The following is a 20535-nucleotide window of genomic DNA, read 5'->3' on the forward strand; positions in this document are numbered from 1 at the left end:
AAATATAGGAAATTTATCTTTGGATTAAAACCTTTGTGCCCAAACAAGCCTGATTTTAACTCAAATTTGATAAATCTTGGCTCCGATTCTTGCTAAAAATTCCCCTTTCAACTTAACAACTAAAAAACTATATTTGCCGATTAAATCCTTACCTTTAAGGAAATAAAGCGGTAAGCGAAGAAAAGAGCTTGTTTTTGAGCATTTGTTTTTTCGTGAATGCGTGAAGGATTGGACGAAAATCCTTTTTCTTTTTTTCTTAAAAAAGAAAAAGATTGGAGGGAAAGCCTGACCCTTGAGGTCACGCCCAAATTAAATTTGATATAAAACGAAGATGAAACATATTAGGAATTTTTGCATTATTGCACATATCGACCACGGAAAAAGTACGCTTGCTGACCGTTTGCTTGGAGCAACACAAACTGTCACGGCTCGTGAAGAAAAAGCCCAATTGCTTGACAACATGGACTTGGAGCGCGAGCGAGGCATTACTATCAAGAGCCACGCGATTCAAATGGAATACCGTTATAAAGGTGAAGATTATATCCTAAACTTGATCGATACTCCGGGACACGTCGATTTTTCGTATGAAGTTTCTCGTTCGATTGCGGCTTGCGAAGGCGCGCTTTTGATTGTTGATGCCGCACAAAGCATCCAGGCACAGACTATTTCTAATCTATACCTGGCTTTGGAAAACGACTTGGAAATTATTCCTGTTTTGAATAAAGTAGATTTGCCAAGTGCTAATCCGGAAGAAGTCAGCGATGATATCGTGGATTTGTTAGGATGTAAATTAGAAGAGATTATCCATGCCTCTGGAAAAACCGGATTTGGAGTTGAAAACATCTTGTCGGCAATTATTGAGCGAATTCCTCCTCCAAAAGGAGATCCTGAAGAACCGCTTCAAGCATTGATTTTTGACTCGGTTTATAATCCTTTTAGAGGGATTGAGGTAATCTTTAGGGTTATCAACGGACAGATCAAAAAAGGCCAGAAAATCAAATTTATGGCTACTGGCAATGAATATTTTGCCGATGAAATTGGCACGCTTAAGCTAAACCAAGTTCCAAAACAGGTGATTTCTGCAGGTGATGTTGGTTATCTGATTTCTGGAATTAAAGAAGCTAAGGAGGTAAAAGTTGGTGATACGCTAACCGATGCGAAAACGCCGACAACCAATATGATTACAGGATTCGAAGATGTAAAACCGATGGTTTTCGCTGGAATTTATCCTGTAGATACGGAAGATTATGAAGACTTGAGAGCTTCGATGGAGAAACTGCAGCTGAACGATGCTTCTTTAGTATTTGTTCCTGAAAGCTCTGCAGCATTAGGATTCGGTTTCCGTTGCGGATTCTTAGGAATGCTTCACATGGAAATTATCCAAGAACGATTGGAACGTGAATTCGACATGACCGTAATTACTACGGTTCCTAACGTTTCGTATCTGGCGTATACCAAAAAAGACCCAGAAACTGGTTTTATAGTAAACAATCCTTCCGACCTTCCTGAGCCTTCAAGGCTGGATCGTGTTGAAGAACCGTTCATCAAGGCTACAATTATTACAAAATCTGACTTTGTCGGAAACGTAATGTCGCTATGTATTGAAAAACGCGGTATTATCACGAACCAAACCTATTTGACGACAGATCGTGTTGAATTGACATTTGATATGCCATTGGCCGAAATCGTATTTGATTTTTATGACCGTTTGAAAACGGTTTCAAAAGGATATGCTTCGTTTGACTATTCTCCAATCGGAATGCGTACTTCTAAGTTGGTAAAACTGGATATTTTATTGAATGCACAGGGTGTTGATGCGCTTTCTGCTTTGATCCACGAAGACAATGCTTATAATATCGGTAAGAAAATGACCGAAAAGCTACGTGAACTGATTCCAAGACAGCAGTTTGACATTCCGATCCAAGCTGCGATTGGTGCTAAGATTATTGCCCGTGAAACAATCAAAGCCTTAAGAAAAGACGTTACTGCAAAATGTTACGGTGGAGATATTTCTCGTAAACGTAAGCTATTGGAGAAACAGAAAAAAGGTAAAAAACGTATGAGACAGGTTGGTAACGTTGAAATTCCGCAAGAAGCTTTTATGGCGGTTTTAAAACTAAACGACTAGTTCTAAAAATAAAAAAAAGAGAGAAACCTCGACAGCGAAAGTTGCCGAGGTTTTTTGTTTTGGCGTATATTTGATTTGGCAAATAGTTTTCAATTATGATGGACGAGTCTCCAAAAAGGTTTGACAGGATTGTAGCGATTCTTATCCAACTGCAATCCAAAAAAATCATCAAGGCGCATGAACTGGCAGATCGCTTTGAAGTGAGCCTGCGCACCATTTATCGCGATATCCGCACTTTAGAAGCTTCTGGAGTTCCGATATATAGCGAAGCTGGCGTTGGCTATTCTTTGTTGGAAGGCTACCGATTGCCACCCGTAATGTTTACGAGAGAAGAAGCCAGCAGTTTTATAGCGGCTGAAAAGCTTATGGAAAAATTTACGGACAAGGAATTGCGAAGCCATTACACCTCAGCGGCATTCAAGCTAAAGGCCGTATTACAAAGTTCTGACAAAGACTGGGTTTCAACAATTGAGTCGAATGTCTTGATGCAGCCTACTGGAAAATTATTTAATGAAAAAGTTCCGAATACACTGGCAGTACTTTTTAAAAGTATTGCAGAAAAAACTCAAATCATATTATTATACCAAGCAATAGAAGCTGACGACACGACTGAAAGGCTTATAGAACCTGTTGGAGTCTTTCACGAAAATGACAATTGGTATACGCTCGGCTTTTGCCATTTGCGCAAAGATTACAGACAGTTCAGGGCAGACCGAATTCATCAAATCAAGACGACTGACAAGCCTTTCACGCTTGAGCATCCTGATTTAGAAACGTACATGCAAAAGGATCAGCAAAAATTCAGCACAACCCAAGTAAGGATTTTGGTTCCGAGAAAAATATCAAGGTATATTTCTTCGCAGAAAAAACATTATGGATTTGTCTCGCAGAAAGAAGTAGAAGACGGAAAAGTAGAAATGACCTTTATGTCACGCGATATCGAAGAAGGCTTTCCGAGATGGTATATGATGTTTGGCGATTATGGAACGATACTTGAACCCGAAAGATTAAAAGAACGGGTTCTGGAATTAATTTCCAAAACCCGATCTAGACTATAGTTCTCTTTCCCAAAAAAATGGCGGTTGGATATTCAAGGCTCTTAGATAAACGTAGCCTTGTCCTCTGTGGTGAATTTCGTTATCGATAAAATAAAAAATATTATCAATAATTGGAAATTCATACTGTCCAAAAAGGTTGAATTTTTGGCTGAAATCTGCAACATCCAGCATATTCCAGTACGTATTGATTTCTTCGGTCGCTTCATCCCATTTGCTCAAATAATCAGCTTTTGTGGTTCCGATATCTAATTTTTCTGCATACGGTTTTACATCGCGATTCACGATTCCTTTCATCGCTGGAGCACCGATTGCCAAAAGTTCCGAAGTTAGCTGTGCAAAGGTTCTCATTCCTCCTATTGAGAACTCAAAAAAGTCTTTTTCTGGAAAAGCTTCAATGACACGACGAGTTAAGGCACGGTGTCCTTGCCAATGTTTTAATAAATTTTCTTTCGTAATTACCTGTGGTCCTAGAGCTGTTGCATTCATAATTTCTTGTTTTTTATTGTTTACATGACAAAGTTAAACAGGGCTTGTGACAACAGTTTGTCAGCAGTATTTTCAAATTTTAAAAAATTTTAATTTGCATAAAAAAGCCCGCAGTCAAATGAGCTGCAGGCCTTATTATTACTGAAGAAATTACTTTTTAAAGCTTCCTCCTATTATCGTTTGAATCAGTATCGATGAGTTTATTGTAAGGATCGATTCCAACCTCAACAGGCTTTTCGTCAACAACGATAACGAACTTATTATCTATTTTGGTAATCTTATGCTTTTTGAGATAAAGTTCTTTTTCTTTGATCTTGCCTTTTACGGTTTTCTCGCCAAATATTCCGACCTCAACATAATCATTAAGCGGATAGGATTCTACTGCATATTTCTCTCCTTTTGCTTTATAGGTAAGCGTTTTGCCGTTTTCGTCTTTAAAGGATCTTTTTCCTTTTTCGTCAGAACGATATTTGCTTACCTGCGCATCAATCGTCACTTCGTATTTGCCGTTCGGCAATTTTTTAGAAGAGAAGCCTTTGACACGGTTATCATAAAGCGTGATGGTCTCAAACATGTCCTTAATCATGTATTTCAGAGAATCCGGAGTCGCCTCGTTCAAATACGATACAAACTCGATAGAATTCGTGTAAGGAGCTTCTTGATAGGCTACTTTCTGGATGTATTTTTTCAAGGCATTGTTCATGTTCTTCTCCCCGATATAATCGCTAAGGGTGTATAAAACCAAAGATCCTTTGTTGTAATGAATGTACTGCTGGTTTTCGTTAAACATCAGAGGTTGTTCCTTTTTGTTTTCAAAGGTTCTTCCTTGTAAATAACTATCCAACGCCTCTTTTAGGAACATGCGCATCTGTGATTTTCCGTACTCATGCTCTAGCACTTTTAGCGAGCTGTATTCTGATAAACTTTCGGACATCAGCGTTGCACCTTGCACATTCGCTCCGATAACTTGATGCGCCCACCATTGGTGCGCCATTTCATGCGAAGTTATAGAAAATGGATAATCGACTGCATTTTCGTTTTCATCATCAACATGGGCTATGAAACCAACGGCTTCGGAATAAGGAATCGTATTGGCAAAAGATTGGGCAAAACCGCCTCCGGTTCTTGGGAATTCAATAATCCTTGCCTGCTTGTGCTGGTATGGCCCGAAATTTTCGGTGTAATATTCTAACGATTTTTTGATTCCTTTTATCATTCGGTCGATATTGTATTCGTGTCCTTTCTGATAATAGATTTCAATATTTACGTCTTTCCATTTGTCCTTTTTCACTTCATATCTTGCTGATTGATAGGCATAAAAATTTAGCATTTTTTGGTCCATCTTGTAATGGAAATAATTTCTGCCGTTCTCTTTCCATTGTTTTTCAAGATACCCTGGCGCAATAGCAATCTGGTCGTCAGAAGTGCTGACTGTTGTCTCAAAATTTACCCAGTCAGCGTCGTTCGAGATATAGGTATTCTGCCTAGCGATACTATCTGTAGCCTTAGCCATTCTGTCTTTAGGCTTCAAGCCATATTTTGCTCTTGTTTCATCATCCACAAGCTCTGCATCTTCAGAATATCCAATAGATGGGAAGTACATATTATTGATAAATGTACCATTTTCCAAAACGGGAGAGTGGTCTGTTATAAAGGTATTAGGCTTGTTATACACTTCAAAATCCAGTTTTATAGAATCACCTGGCGCTAGAGGAGATTTCAGCCTATAGATGTTAAAATGATAAAGCGTATCCTTTGAAACTAACTGTGCTTCCTTATTGAACTTGAATTTGCTTTCGTATCCGTTATAATTCAGGAATATAGAATCGATGCTTTCTTTTGATTTATTCTTTAGGAAATAATAGCCTTTTGCCTTGAAATCCCTACTTTTTGGATAAATATCCATCGCGACATTGATGTCTGTGATTCTTGGCTGTGCATAATGCTGGTATTTCTTATATTTCTTTTCCCACTCGACAGCTTGCTTTTCGCTTTCTTTTTGGGAATAATATGGATTCGTAATATTATTTTCATAATAAATAGCGCTTCCTATGGCCAAGAAACCTACTAATGCTACAATCATCGGAATTGCCAATCTTGGAGAAAAACGTTTTCTTGCGTTCGCAAATTTTTCTTTTGTCGACATTGGGATTCCTCTTCTCCAAAACAGCAATGCTGTGCAGAACAAGACAATTCCGAGCAAAATCCAATAGAATTTATAGAGATAGTATCCTTTTAATTGATGTCCGTAGCCGTTCATGTCTGAATAGGCATAGCCTGTATCTGAATTAAATTGGAAGATATCCTGCTCAACACCTAATAGCGGTAAAAACTGCAATCCTATAGAAAGAAGCATCAGGACAAAGAACCCTAAAAGATAGTTCTTGAAGATCGTCTGTACGAATACGGCCAATAAGGCCCAAGCCATAAAATTAAAGATTTTTATACCGTATAATTCGAAGAGATAATGTCCGATTTCAAAATTATAATAGCCGTGATATGACTGAATCAGCACTCCTGCTACCAATATTAGCAACAAAAGTGAAATCTGCATTTTTACGACCGCTATGAATTTCGAGAACAGCAAAACCCAATTCGGAATCGGCGTGACATCAATCAGATGGCTCATCCTAGTTGTATCAGCTCTGTGAATTAATATACCTGCAAACAAAAATGTGAGTACGTTGATAAAAAGCGTGAAAGAACCACCTGAAATCTCTAACATCTGCCAAGTAACAGGATAAGTCTCTGTTCCAAAAATGTTACCTGTAGAAATTGATACCAGCAATAAAAAGAGAAGGCCAACAATCGAAATAACAATGAATGCCCAGTTTTTCAGTATAAATCTAAAATCAACACTAGACAAGCTCCAGGCTGTCTTTAAATTCTGCCAATTCGAATAATCAAATTTCACAACCGGCAATTCGATTTTGGTTATTCCACCAAAATTATTTTTTATAACTCTTTCATTCTTTTTGCTCTTGCCGATAGTCAGAGCGGTTTGGCTGAATGAGAAATAATAGTAGAGCAATCCTAAAATAAGAACTGAAATGCCCATCCAGATCAATCTGTTGTAAATGATTACGCCTTCAAACGGCAATAGGTTGTCATTCTGTTCTGAAATGGTCCAATACTTCGTATAATAGGACGCAGCTTCCATTCCAAAAGGTTCCCATAAAGCTACGACATATCTATTATCGATGTTTTGTGTAAAACTAGAAAGCACTACCTGCAATAATAAAATTAGGATGATTCCAATAAATCCTATAGAAATATTTCGAGTAATCGTGACTAAAGCAAAAATAATAACTCCGATAAAAAGCAAGTTCGGAATAACATAAATCAGATAAATTTGAGCATAAGCCACCGTATTGAAAGGCAATAGCAAATCTTGATTCGCCCACGGCAGGAATGATGCAGCAACAATTCCTAAAATAATGGTCAATGTGATTAGAATAACAACAAACAAGGAACTTAAAAATTTTCCTGCGATGTAATCTAGTTTCGTAAAAGGATAAGAGAACAATATCGTGTGCATATTGAACCTAAAGTCTCTATATACAGAAGAACCTACAATTATGGGCAACAAGAAATAAATAAGAATATTCATCCTATTGATAAAACCGTTCAAAGCTGTAGGCGAATTGGCATAAGCATTAGAGCTTCTGGCCGCGGTCACACTATCAAAAACACCAAAACTCGCAGCTGCAAAAAGGAAAGACATTCCAAAAAACAGTATTACGAATATATAAAACGAAGGGTTTCTGAACCATCGTTTTAATTCAAAATTAAATATCGTAGAAAACATATTATTGGTCTGATTTAAGTGCTACAAAATATACATCTTCTAACTGCGGCGTTGCCGCTACGAAAGTCTCGTTAGGTTTTTCTGCGCTATAGACTTTAATATTCAAGGTATTGTCTTGGTTATATTTTGAAGAAATTACATTAAAATCACGCTCGTAACTTTCTAATTCTTCACGTGTAATTATTTTCGTCCAGATTTGACCTTTTAGGTTTTCTTCGGCTTGTTCTGGAGTGCCTTGAGCCAAGATTTTTCCACCGTTTAGGATGGCCATTTCGTGGCATAATTCTTTTACGTCGTCAACAATGTGAGTAGAAAAAATAACGGTATGGTTGGTTCCGATTTCTCTCAATACATTCAAGAAACGGTGACGTTCGGCAGGATCCAATCCAGCTGTAGGTTCATCAACGATGATTAATTTAGGGTTATTCAAAAGCAATTGTGCAATTCCGAAACGCTGTTTCATACCACCTGAATAGCCGCTTACGTATTTGCTTCTCTGGTCATAAAGATTGGTTACTTCCAACACTTTTTTTACCAATTCTTTTCTTTCTGTTTTTGAAGAAATGCCTTTCAATCTTGCAAAATAATCCAACAATTTCTCTGCCGACATATTTGGATAAACGCCAAATTCTTGAGGCAGATAGCCTAAAATTTTCCTTAAAGCGATGTTATCTTCCAGAACATTGATTCCTTCAAATTCAATCGTTCCAGAATCTGGTTTCTGCAAAGTGGCTATAGTTCTCATCAATGATGATTTTCCTGCTCCATTCGGTCCTAAAAGGCCAAACATTCCAGAACCAATTTCTAGATTTAAGTTATCTAAAGCCTTAACGCCGTTTTTATACGTCTTACTTAAGTTGTTAATTTTAAGCTTCATAATTTGTAAGTATTTTGGTTGATTATATCAGTTAGACGGGGAAAGAATGATTTTGTTACTCTTTTGAAACTTCTTTTTAAAAAGAAGAACCTTCGTATAAATTTTAAAATGCACTCTCACAACCAAACTTTGTACCTTTGCATTTAAATTCATAGATATATTATAATGATTGAAGATAAAAATCCGCAACGCACAAGTTTATCCGATTTAGGAGAATTCGGACTTATTAAACACCTGACAAAAAATTTCGAAATCAATCAATCGTCTACCCTAAAAGGAATTGGAGACGATGCTGCTGTTTTAGATTTTAAAGATAAAAAGGCTGTTATTTCAACCGACTTGCTTATTGAAGGCGTGCATTTTGATTTGGCTTATATGCCCTTGAAACATTTAGGATACAAATCCGTCGTTGTGAATGTGTCTGATATTTATGCCATGAATGCAAAGCCTACACAGATTACGGTTTCAGTCGCTGTTTCGAATCGTTTTCCGCTAGAAGCTCTTGAAGAATTATTTGACGGGATAACTTTGGCCGCAAAAGAATACAATGTAGACGTCATCGGCGGTGATACGACTTCTTCTCAAAAAGGATTAATCATCAGCATTACTGCTATTGGTGAAGCCGACGAGGCCGAGCTTACCTACAGAAATGGAGCTAAATCAAACGATCTTCTTGTCGTTACGGGCGATCTTGGAGCGGCTTATATGGGATTGCAGGTTTTGGAAAGAGAAAAGCAAGTATTTCAAGTGAATCCAAACAACCAGCCTGATTTAGATGCGTATACCTATATTATCGAAAGGCAGTTAAAGCCGGAAGCCAGAAAAGACATCCGAACGCTGCTACATGCCTTAGAAATAAAACCGACTTCGATGATTGACATTTCGGATGGATTATCTTCAGAAATCATTCATCTGTGCAAGCAATCTGGAATTGGATGCAATTTATACGAAGAAAAACTGCCTTTAGATCCGCAGTTAATCAGTGTTTGCGAAGAATTCAACATCGACAGCACGACAGTTGCTATCAATGGCGGAGAAGATTACGAACTGCTCTTTACCATTTCTATGAATGATTTTGATAAAATTAAAGGAAATCCAAATTTTACTGTTATCGGACACATGGTTGAAGAAAGCGAAGGCATTCATCTGATAACCAGAGCAAACACCAAAATACCTTTAAAAGCTAGAGGCTGGAATGCTTTAGATAATTAAGATTTGGAATAGAACGTTATAAAATAAAAAAAAGCGATGGTTGGGGATCATCGCTTTTTTTATTTTTCCAATTGGATAAGCAGTAAATTTGTAGGTTAAGTCAATTTTGGGGGCTGACAAAAGGGTGGTATTACTGGTCTTTCCTGCTTATTACGTTCTTGGGTTTTACTTTTAATCTCTTTAATGAAAAAACTTATACTTTATTACACTGTAAAACTACATCAGGAACTCATAAGTTGTTTACGGTTTTCCCGCATTTGTTTTACGGTTTTCCCGTAAAAGCTCTTTATTTCAAACTTATCATTCTAACAATCAAATCATTGATCCATTTTCTTATCGTTCAATAAGAAATATTCATTGTTTTTTATGATGGCTACTTTCTTCTGTTCTGAAGAATCTTTGGCTTCATGGGTCTTTGCTGTACGCATAGAACTATTTTTAATATTTGTCTCATTTTTACAGCATAACAAAACTGTAAATGTGGCTATAATGATTACGGTTTTAATCTTCATCGAATTCTCACTTTGTATTGAACGCTAAATTATCGAACAGGCGTTTATCATGTTTGCGGTTTTCCCGCATATATTTTACGGTTTTCCAGTTTTTGTTTTACGGTTTAGCCGTAACTTCAAAAGGCATAAAAAAAGCGGCACTTTGGGGAGTTACCGCATTTTTATTTTTTTTTGGAAATTGCAAGCTAGCTGATAAAATTTGTAGGTTAAGTCAATTTTGGGGGCTGACAAAAGGGTGGTATTATGTATTATTCTGCTGCTTGGTCCGTTCTTAGGCTTTTAACTTTTTTAAAAAAATCTTTTGTTTTGATTACATTGTAAAACTAACAATTACGAAATAAAGTTGTTTGCGGTTTTCCCGCATTTGTTTTACGGTTTTCCCGTAAACATTTCCGTACAACAGTTTTAAAAAAACCTCTTAATATAATAAAACAGAAAAGCTGCCTTTTATCATCTAAAAGACAGCTTTTTTTCTTAAGGAATCAAACTAGGAGGTTCGGCCTAATTTATTCTAACTCAAAATTACATTGCTAAATTACTGCTAATTGAAGCAGATTGTTTGCGGTTTTCCCGCATTTGTTTTACGGTTAAACCGTATAATTATTTTAAAGTCAAAGAGATAATTTTAAATAAAGCCTCTGATTCTCGCCTCATTGATCAAGTCTTCATCATTCCCTCCTTTGATTTTGAACAGGTCTTTAAGATTTAGCTTTCTTTTTTCAACGGCGCTTAACGATAGTGGCGTATGCAAAGGAATGTTTTTTGTCTTTACACCTCTTGACAGGTGGTAGAGTATCTGGCGATCGTATTCATCAATAAGATTGCTATCGCTGGATTGCTGGCTTACGAACTTGACAACCGTTTGACTGTAATAGTTTTCGTTTTTTAATATTTTATCGAATGCCGTCAGTAATTCGTCAAAAGTCAGATCATTTTTGATAATAAGCCCGTTGGGATTTATAGTCTTAATGATATTGTTTATTTTTAGCGATTCTGTATGCATCGTGAGCAGTATGACGCGGCAAGTCGGCAATACCGTTTTCATCAATTTGGCCAGATCTTCCCCTGATAGGATATTTTTTTCTTGATAAGGTGGCATGCTGATATCAAAAAAAGCAACATCATACGGAATCATCGTCGGGCTTGTCAAGATTTCATACGCAGACTTGCAGTCGTTTGCTTGGGTTATATTAAACTCAAACTCAGACGGATGAAATCCTGCAATCGTATTTTTATAGGCCTCGATAATAAAGGGGTGATCATCGACAATCAGAATATTTAGTTTTTTTGCCATAGGGTTATGTTATTTTTTGATTGGTTTCCATTGGGAATGTGACGTTAATAATAGTTCCTTTTCCTAGTTTTGATTTCACATCAAAAGTACCTTCACAGGCATTCGCTCTTGAAAGCATATTCTGTAAGCCAATGCCTTTGCTCTTTTTGCTTACTGAAAATCCGACACCATCATCAGACACTATTAATCTCAGGGTCTTTTCATGCTTTACTATTTCAATCTTAACATTTTCTGCTTGGGAATACTTATTTATATTCAACAAGGCTTCTTGAAGGATCCTATACAAGTTGATCTTAACATAGTTTTCTATTTTTTCCCACTCGATTTCCATATCGACAACAAAAGAAACTTTGGCTTGAGAAACCGTTTCTTGCTGTTCGATAAGATTGTTGACGATGCCGATAAAATTATTATTAAGCGCATGTTTTTCACGATTCAGGTCGTGTGATATTTCTCGGATGTCTTGCTCTATATTTTTAAGTTCTACCAGATAATTGTTTCTGCTGACAATTGCTTCAGCATCTTGCCTTTTATTCAAGCTGTCCAAATTTAGGCGAGCACCAAACAACCTTCCTAAAATTCCATCGTGAAGTTCTTGAGCGATCCTTATCTTTTCATTAGCTCGTCCTTCTTCTATCCTATTCTGCTGGAACAACATCAGATTATAGATATCTTCATTGGCTTTTTGCTGCGCTTGCTTGAGCATCAGCTCCTTAGTTTTTGACCGCTGATTTTTAATTACAAAAAGAAGAACTCCGATCATGACAACCAATCCGAAAAAGAAAAGTATGTTTCTGTTTTGTTCGGCTAGCTTATCATTTTGCTGGATAATTTCATCCGTTTCGAATTCAATTCTCGTAAATTTATCCTTGACTTTTCTTTCAGTTTGCTGAAGGCTATCGTTTATTCTAATATATTCTTTAGAATACAGGGAGCTCTTTAATGGCTCTACATTTGAAAGCTGCTTTAATGAGCTTAGCACATCACGTTGCCTATTAGATGATTTTGACAGCTTTAATGCTTCTCTTGCATATTTTCTAGAGTTTACAGTATCATTCTTTTCAGCATAATATTCGGAAAGATGTATTTTGTTAATTATAATTCCGGAGGTAACATCCAGACTATCTCTAATTTTCAACGCTTTATAAAACATCCCGGGGAGTTCATCAAACTCATTCAACCTAAATTTTGAATATGCAATATTGTCCAATAACATAGCATATATAAAAGGTTTTTCTTGAAATAGATTCTTTTCTTTTAAAGCACTTTCAAAATAAACAATGGCTTTTTTGTCGTTTTGCAGTTTTTGATATACGACTCCTAAGTTATTTAAAGAAGTGGCCTTGGATTGGTATTCTGCTGGTACGGCATTTGATTTTAATATCTCTAGTGCCTTATTATGATATTCTATCGATTTATCAAATTCATTTAACTCATTATAAAGAATACCTAAAAGGTTATTGGCTTCATACAGCAATTCATCATTATTTTCTCCTTTTAAGGATTTTATGGCTTGAAATACAGAAATTTCACTACCTAAAAATTCATTTTCGTTATACTGTAAAATAGCCTTATTAAGCTGTATCTTAGCAATATTAGGGTTACTCCCTATTTTATTATATAATTTTTCAGCTTTAGAATAATATAAAAACGCACTATCTGAAATAGATTTGAATCCAAAATAATCTCCAAGATAACTATATGCTTTAGCTATACTCAGCGTATCATTACCTTGTTTGGATTTTTCTATTATGATTTTTGAAATTTTTTGATACTCTTCAATATTATTCATATTGAAATATCGATTCGCAACCTTAAATAAATTTTTCCGGCTAATAGAATCGTTATCTTGGTTAATTATAATTGCAAATGCTTTTTTATTGTAGTCAAACCTACTCTCATAAGGCAATGTGTCTTCATTTGCTAAACGTAAATAAGAATCAAGAGTATCTGAAACGCTTTTTTCGGAAAAATTATCTTTCGTCTTTGAGCATCCAAAAAGCAAGAGACCAAGCATGAAAAACAAGTAGGTATTTTTTTTCAATAGTCGGAAAGTTTGTTCCCAAAAATAATAAAACTATTGACATAAAAATATCACAATTGAATAAATTACATGATTGTTTCTTTTTATAAATCATTTTAATGTTCAAAAGCAAAAACTTATAATAGTTTTTGCAGTTTAGAAATAAAAAAAACCAACACTTTGTGTTGGTTTTTTTTATTTTAAAGAACTACTAGTAGTTTAGTAATCTAATTTTTTATTTCCTCCTGCTCCTTGATTTCCTGTATCAATTGAAAGAGTTAAGTTCAATTTCGCATTAGCCGACAGCTCTTTGTTCACTGCAGTTATACCATCTAATTTTTTATTTCCTCCTGCTCCTTGATTTCCTGTATCAGTATTACCTTGTCCTGATAATAAAAAAGTAAAAGAGAATAATCCGAATGTTAAAATCGCTTTTTTCATAATGTTTTCATTTGTGGTTTAATGAATATGTGTAAGATTTGTTCTTGAAATTAGGGTGTGATGTTTGACTTTCACGGTGTAAAACTACTGAGCATCTGACAGTTATTGTAGTAATTGCTAGCCTCTATTGTAGAATGAGGCCGTTTGTGAGTAGATGATACCAATTTGAGAGTGAATGACCCATTTTCAAGAGTTTGCTGTTTTTCAAGCAATAAATAGCCTTAAAAAAAGCCCTAAAACCTTATAAATAGCGGGATTACGAAATAAAAAAGGAGAATAAAGAAAAAATTAGTTTGCCGCTCTTTTAGATTTCCAGATAATTTGAGCTGGAGATGACCGCAATAATTTGATCGACATTTGCTTTGTAGGATTTAGAGAACGGAAGCTTTGTAGTAGTATTTTTAATATAGCAGACCGTGTTTCCGGTGTGGATTCTGGAAACGTAATTTATATTTACAATATAGCTGTTGTGTATTCTATAAAATTGCGATGGCAGGACATTTTCAAAATGTTTTAGCGTCTTGAATGCCGTAATCATTTCGCCATTGTTTAGATGGATGTCGGTAGAATTATTATCTGCCTGGAAATAAAGAATATCTTTTGCGTCAATAAATCGGTAGTCTCCGTAAGATTTTATGCAGATGGTCAGTTGTTCTGGTTCCGCTTTTAAGGACTGGTCATTATCTATGACAAGCGGCTTTTGTATTGTTTCAGTCGGAACATTCGAAACTGGTAAAGAAATGCTCTTTTCAAATTTCAATACCGTCTTTCGGAAATCATTCAATTCGAATGGGGCTACCAGATAATCAAAAACCTCGTGCTTTATTGCTTCCAAGGCTAGATTGCCATTTTTGGCAGTAACGACAATTTTGGGAATTGTCTTGAGATAACGGTATAATTCATTAATCAGCGAAAGCGAAAGCTTGCTTGCTTTATCTTTTGGATCGATTTCTAAAAAAACCAATTGGGGCTGATATTCCAAAATGGCATTCAAGCCATCGTCATAATTATTCGCAGATGCAGCAAAGTGAAGGCTTTGGAATCCATCGGCCATACCTTGGATGCTCAAAACATTCTCTTGATTATCGTTAATGATAACGTACGAATAACTCATCAATTGCTGGTAACAAAATTTGTTTTTGGAAAAGCAATCCATTAAATGGTTGCTTATTTTGTCAGAGCATCGTGATTAAGTCAGTAAAATAAATTTAAACCGGATGGGAATAGTAGTTTTGGGGACTATATTAACTTAAAAACGGTTCTTTATCAACTGGATTTTAATTTAAAAGAATCATTTTCATTATTTTATAACATAAAATCATCAACTAATTTAATCTATTTGGTGCAAAAATAGAGTTGTTGTTAATACATTCTTAATTATTGTTGATATAATACTTTAACGGCTTAAAAAATCCGATAAAGTACGTCTTTTTAGCCGCCTGCACAGCGAAATCGATTTATTATGTAAAATAAAAATTTAGGAAAATAAAAAGGCTTTCCAATAAAGGTCAGCCTCTTTTATTTTTAAAATAGTGAGTTTTTACATTTTCATAAGCCAAGTCTTCATCGAGACTTCTCTATTGATGATATCTTTTAGTTCAGAAATTTTCACCCTGTCTTGTTTCATAGAATCTCTATGACGGATAGTTACCGTGTTATCTTCTAAAGTCTGATGGTCTACTGTAATACAGAATGGCGTTCCAAGTGCATCTTGCCTTCTATAGCGTCTTCCCACAGCGTCTTTCTCGTCATAGGCAACATTGAAATCCCACTTCAGGTCTTCTATAATTTCTTGTGCCAATTCTGGAAGTCCGTCTTTTTTAACCAACGGCAAAACAGCCGCTTTTGTCGGTGCCAAAACAGACGGCAATCTCAAAACAGTTCGGGTCGATCCGTCTTCGAGAGTTTCTTCTTTTAGCGAGTTCGAGAAAACTGCCAAAAACATCCTGTCTAACCCAACAGAGGTTTCCACTACATAAGGAACATAGTTCTGGTTGGTTTCCGTATCAAAATACTGCAACTTTCTGCCTGAATGTTGTTCGTGCGCTTTTAAGTCAAAATCGGTTCTGGAATGGATTCCTTCTAGCTCTTTAAATCCAAAAGGGAAATTAAATTCGATATCCGCCGCCGCATTGGCATAATGCGCTAATTTTTCATGGTCATGGAAACGATAATTTTCTTGTCCTAAGCCAAGAGATAGATGCCAATTTAGACGTGTCGTTTTCCAATATTCGTACCATTTCATTTCTTCACCTGGCTTCACGAAAAATTGCATTTCCATCTGCTCGAATTCTCTCATCCTGAATATAAACTGTCTGGCTACAATCTCATTTCTGAATGCTTTTCCAGTCTGAGCGATTCCGAAAGGTATTTTCATCCTTCCTGTTTTTTGAACATTTTGAAAGTTTACAAAAATTCCTTGTGCAGTTTCCGGGCGAAGGTATAAATCCATCGCGCTTTCTGCAGAAGCTCCCAATTTCGTTCCAAACATCAAGTTGAACTGCTTTACGTCGGTCCAGTTTCTGGAACCTGTTTCTGGATCAGCAATTTCAAGCTCTTCAATCAGGGCTTTCACGTCCTCTAGGTTTTCAGTTTCAAGAGAACGCGCCATTCTTTCAAGGATTTCTCTTTGCTTTGCTTTATATTCTACAACTCTTGCGTTTGTAGCAATAAATTCTTGTTCGTTAAAAGCATCACCATAACGGGCTTTTGCTTTTTCGATTTCTTTTTGTGCTTTTTGGTTTAATTTTTCGGCATAATCCTCAATTAAAACATCGGCACGGTATCTTTTCTTTGAATCTTTGTTATCAATCAACGGGTCGTTGAAGGCATCTACGTGGCCCGAAGCTTTCCATGTAGTTGGATGCATTAAAATTGCAGCATCAATTCCTACAATGTTTTCGTGCATTTGCACCATTGCTTTCCACCAATATTCGCGGATATTCTTTTTTAGTTCAACACCGTTTTGTGCGTAGTCATACACTGCGCTTAAACCATCGTAAATTTCGCTTGACGGAAAAATATATCCGTATTCTTTTGCATGCGAAACTACATTTTTAAATAAATCGTCTTGTTTTGCCATAGTGCAAAAATATAAAAAGAGAATGAAAATTGCGGGAATTGTTAATTTTTTAAACTAGAAAGTTTAAAGGAGGAGAAGATTCGTATTTCCTATAAGATTTGCGCCAGAAAATATATTGATATTGTAATTTCCTTTTATAAGATGCTGCTTGCCTGCTTCAATAAAAACACAAACATCGACATCATCTTTTTCGTAGTTGACACTTGTTTTTGCGCTATAAAAAAGTGTCTTGTTCTTGATTTCGACAGAGGCTTTATTTTTGCTTACGATATTGGCTTTCGGATTAATGATCTGGATAAATATTTCTTTTGCGCCTTTTTCGATTGCAGTATTTTCTCCAAGCGTAAAACAGACTTTAATCTGTTCTGTGTTTTTGGTTTTTTTGGTTTCCAGAATTTTTTCAGAAACCATCCTTATTCCTACTGCGCTTACATTGGAAGCCTTGAGCTTTCTTTTTTCTGCTTTTGAGTCAGGACTTGCCGTAATTTCCAATTCTAACTGGTTTATCTTGGCATTGAGCTTTTCGATTTCTCTTTTGTTGTTTTCAAAATCTTGCTGTTTTAGCTTCAAGATCGAATTCAATGTCTCTAGTTGTGTGCTTTTGGTGTCAGTTTCTTTGGTCAGCGTGGAAATGTTGCTTTTAAGGATATTCAGCGAAGATTGGTAGCTGCTTTTGACGGAATCATCAATTTGCAAGGTTTGATTTTTTAGTTTTTCAATTTCTGCTTCCAATCGCTCGTTTTGCTGCAGTACTGCGTCATAACGCACTAAAATTTCACTAATCTCATTATTATGTGCTTTTTTATCAATAGCCATATTATGCGATAAGCTCTCTTTTTCTGTCTTCATGTCACATAATTTTACGGCAAGGATAGCTACCGTCAGGATGGATATTGTGGCGGTTATAGTTACAAAAGACAAAGCAGGCTTGAAAGGCATGGTTTCTAAAAATTTTCGTGAAATTAAACCAACAGCGTATGCTTTCAAAAAATAATCGACTAACAGTTAATAAAAGGGCTTAACTAACAGTCTTTAACACTATTGCATCCTAAATCACTTCTTTATATTTCTTAAAAAATTCTTAAACAACACCATATCAAATACTTAAAACACAAAGCAATTAATCAAACAACTTTACAGAATGTAAATTAGACTTTATAATCATCCGAAAAACTGAAACTATACGTCTTATTTATTTAAAAATTTTATACTTTTAAGCTACTCTATACAAACCAATTAAAAATGTTTAAAAGCCTATTCAACCTCTTCTTCCCGCAATTATGCTTAGGCTGCGGTTCGTTTATTCAGTCGAATGAAAATGTAATTTGTACTTCTTGCCGACATGAATTGCCCTTGACCAATCATCATCTTGAGACCGAAAATGAAATAATCAAAAAGTTTTACGGCAGGATTCCTATTGAATTTGGTGCGGCCATGATTTATTTCCATAAAAGAGGAATCGTGCAAGAGCTAATTCATAATCTAAAATACCGAAGCCATCAGGAAATCGGCAAGATGCTGGGACAATGGTACGCTGAAGATTTAAAAACTTTAGAAATTGCAAAAAATTTTGATGTTATAATCCCTGTGCCTTTGCATAAGAAACGGCTCAAGGAACGAGGCTACAATCAAGTAGAAGAGTTCGGCAGGGCATTAGCATCCATCTTGGCTATTGAATATGACGGCACTATCTTGCATCGGAATTTCCATACCAAAACACAGACTAAGAAAAGTTTTTTCGGACGGACAGAAATCAAGAAAGATTTATTCGACGTAACCTTCACAGAGGCACACTACAACAAGCATTTTTTATTGATCGACGACGTCATCACCAGTGGCACTACGATTGAAGCGTGTGCCAAAGCGTTGCTAAAAATTCCAGGAGCAAAAATTAGCATTGTAGCTATGGCCTATACGTATTAGCAATGAAAACCTTAGCTGCTGAAATATATTTTCGCAAAGATTTCGTTACCTCTAAATATAATTGTTATTTTGTACATAAATTATTTCCTGATGTTTAGAATTCGGTTTGCATTTTTATATATCATTTTAGCTCTATCGGTGGTGGGTTGCGCAAAAAGAGGCAATATTACCGGGGGCTTAAAAGACACTCTTCCTCCTGTACTTCGTTATAGTACGCCAAAAAATTTCAGTACGAATTTCAACGTAAAGGAAATCAAGATTACTTTTGACGAATATGTAAAAATCAAGGATGTAAACAAACAGCTGATTATTTCGCCGCCGATGAAATATCCGCCTATCGTTTCGCCTACGAATGCCAGCAAATTTATTACAATCAAAATCAAGGATACCTTACAGCCAAATACAACCTACAGCTTTAACTTCGGAAGCAGTATCCAAGACAACAATGAAAACAATCCGTACCAGCAATTCAAATATGTGTTTTCTACGGGAAGCTATATCGATTCGCTTTCGTTGCAAGGCTTTATCAAAGATGCATATACAAAAGATGTCGAAAATTTTGTTTCGGTGATGTTATATGAAGTAAATGAAACGTTTACCGATTCTATCATCTACAAAGAAAATCCGAGATACATCACGAATACTTTGGACAGCCTCAAGACTTTCAAGCTAGAAAACCTAAAGGAAGGAAAATACCTGCTGATTGCGATGAAAGACTACAACAATAACTTTAAGTTCAATCCGAACAAGGACAAGATCGCTTTCCATAAAGAGTTTGTTACTCTTCCTAATAACACTATTTACGAAATGGAGTTGTTTAATGAGCTTGTGCCATTTAAAGGATTAAAGCCGTATCAGGCTTCAAACAACAGAATTGTAGTTCCGTATGAAGGAGATTCAAAAAACGTCACGCTTACGCTAAAAAATGGAAGTCAGGAGCTCCCGATAAAAGTTACGCAAATGCCCAAAAAAGATTCTCTCCAAGTATGGTTCAATCCGATAAAAACGGATTCTTTGAGCCTAAAAATAGACAAGGAGAGTTTTAGCAAAGAATTTACCGTAAAAATCAAGAATCAGAAAAAGGACACGCTGAATTTCCAAGCGTTACAAAGCGGCACGTTGCATTTCCGCGACCGATTTACTGTCAATTCAACCCTTCCTTTGAGCAAAATTGACAATTCTAAAATAAAACTGATTAATAAGGATTCGATAGCAGTTCCTTTTACGACAGAATATGACGAATTTAATCAGGAAGTAAAAATCGATTTTGAAAAAGAGCCTTTGGAAAGCTATTCCATTACGGCATTTCCTGGCGCTTTTACAGACTATTTGGAACAAGCAAATGACACTTTGGATTACAAGCTCAAGACTCAAAATATTTCCGAATATGGGAATCTTCGAATACGATTACAGAATGTCAGACACTATCCTGTTATTGTAGAAATTACCAATTCCAAAGGGGAACTTATTGCTTCTGAATATTCCGACGGCAAGGATATCATTGATTTTATGGGACTGCAGCCTAATCTTTTTACGCTACGCGTAATTTATGACGAGAATAAAAACAAGATTTGGGATACCGGAAGCTATCTAGAAAAACGACAGCCCGAAGAAGTAATTTATTATCCTACTGCTATTGATGTCAGAGCCAATTGGGATGTAGACCAAACGGTAAATCTCGGCGATTGACG

The 20535-nt window shown here is 36.0% G+C and carries 14 protein-coding genes; 5 read left to right on the plus strand and 9 right to left on the minus strand.

Features of this window, described 5'->3' with window-relative positions; all coding sequences use genetic code 11:
- Positions 1-331: 331 nt before the first annotated feature.
- Positions 332-2128, plus strand: a complete 1797-nt coding sequence (gene lepA, locus GGR22_RS06280; protein WP_121375494.1) for a translation elongation factor 4 — start codon at positions 332-334, stop codon at positions 2126-2128.
- Positions 2129-2223: 95 nt separating this feature from the next.
- Entirely contained in the window at positions 2224-3186 is a 963-nt protein-coding gene (locus tag GGR22_RS06285) for a helix-turn-helix transcriptional regulator (RefSeq protein ID WP_121375495.1), read from the plus strand.
- On the opposite strand, the gene GGR22_RS06290 is transcribed toward GGR22_RS06285, so the two are convergent.
- From GGR22_RS06290 to GGR22_RS06300, 3 genes are all read right to left on the minus strand, one after another.
- A complete protein-coding gene (locus GGR22_RS06290; RefSeq protein WP_182492969.1) occupies positions 3181-3672 on the minus strand; it encodes a DinB family protein in 492 nt (163 codons plus the stop codon). The genes GGR22_RS06285 and GGR22_RS06290 overlap by 6 nt on opposite strands.
- A gap of 157 nt (positions 3673-3829) precedes the next feature.
- On the minus strand, positions 3830-7480 hold the full coding sequence (locus tag GGR22_RS06295; RefSeq protein ID WP_182492970.1) for an ABC transporter permease/M1 family aminopeptidase: 3651 nt from the start codon (positions 7478-7480) through the stop codon (positions 3830-3832).
- Between the two features lies 1 nt (position 7481).
- Positions 7482-8357: an ABC transporter ATP-binding protein gene (locus GGR22_RS06300; protein WP_182492971.1), complete on the minus strand. Its 876-nt coding sequence runs from the start codon at positions 8355-8357 to the stop codon at positions 7482-7484.
- A 165-nt stretch (positions 8358-8522) separates the two neighbouring features.
- Here GGR22_RS06300 and thiL point away from each other — a divergent pair, with 165 nt between their 5' ends.
- Positions 8523-9569, plus strand: coding sequence for a thiamine-phosphate kinase (gene thiL, locus GGR22_RS06305; protein WP_182492972.1), 1047 nt, complete (start codon positions 8523-8525; stop codon positions 9567-9569).
- 1137 nt (positions 9570-10706) lie between these two features.
- Here the strand turns inward: thiL and GGR22_RS06310 are convergent.
- The 6 genes from GGR22_RS06310 to GGR22_RS06335 all read right to left on the minus strand — a co-directional run bounded on the left by GGR22_RS06310 (position 10707) and on the right by GGR22_RS06335 (position 17860).
- Positions 10707-11375 (minus strand): response regulator, encoded by a 669-nt coding sequence (locus tag GGR22_RS06310; protein ID WP_121375501.1) that lies wholly within the window; start codon positions 11373-11375, stop codon positions 10707-10709.
- Between the two features lie 4 nt (positions 11376-11379).
- Positions 11380-13419: an ATP-binding protein gene (locus tag GGR22_RS06315; RefSeq protein WP_246336917.1), complete on the minus strand. Its 2040-nt coding sequence runs from the start codon at positions 13417-13419 to the stop codon at positions 11380-11382.
- A 198-nt stretch (positions 13420-13617) separates the two neighbouring features.
- Positions 13618-13839 (minus strand): hypothetical protein, encoded by a 222-nt coding sequence (locus GGR22_RS06320; protein WP_182492973.1) that lies wholly within the window; start codon positions 13837-13839, stop codon positions 13618-13620.
- 304 nt (positions 13840-14143) lie between these two features.
- A complete protein-coding gene (locus GGR22_RS06325; RefSeq protein WP_121375503.1) occupies positions 14144-14953 on the minus strand; it encodes a LytR/AlgR family response regulator transcription factor in 810 nt (269 codons plus the stop codon).
- A gap of 426 nt (positions 14954-15379) precedes the next feature.
- Complete coding sequence (locus GGR22_RS06330; RefSeq protein ID WP_182492974.1) at positions 15380-16921, minus strand: glycine--tRNA ligase; 1542 nt, start codon at positions 16919-16921, stop codon at positions 15380-15382.
- Positions 16922-16984: 63 nt separating this feature from the next.
- Positions 16985-17860 (minus strand): hypothetical protein, encoded by an 876-nt coding sequence (locus GGR22_RS06335; protein ID WP_182492975.1) that lies wholly within the window; start codon positions 17858-17860, stop codon positions 16985-16987.
- Between the two features lie 303 nt (positions 17861-18163).
- Between GGR22_RS06335 and GGR22_RS06340 the strand changes: the two genes are divergently transcribed.
- Both GGR22_RS06340 and GGR22_RS06345 read left to right on the plus strand, forming a co-directional pair.
- Positions 18164-18844, plus strand: coding sequence for a ComF family protein (locus tag GGR22_RS06340; protein ID WP_182492976.1), 681 nt, complete (start codon positions 18164-18166; stop codon positions 18842-18844).
- Positions 18845-18934: 90 nt separating this feature from the next.
- Positions 18935-20533, plus strand: a complete 1599-nt coding sequence (locus tag GGR22_RS06345) for an Ig-like domain-containing protein (protein ID WP_182492977.1) — start codon at positions 18935-18937, stop codon at positions 20531-20533.
- The last annotated feature ends 2 nt before the right edge of the window (positions 20534-20535 follow it).

Source organism: Flavobacterium gossypii, from assembly GCF_014138495.1.
In the GTDB taxonomy this organism is placed as follows: Bacteria; Bacteroidota; Bacteroidia; order Flavobacteriales; family Flavobacteriaceae; genus Flavobacterium; species Flavobacterium endophyticum.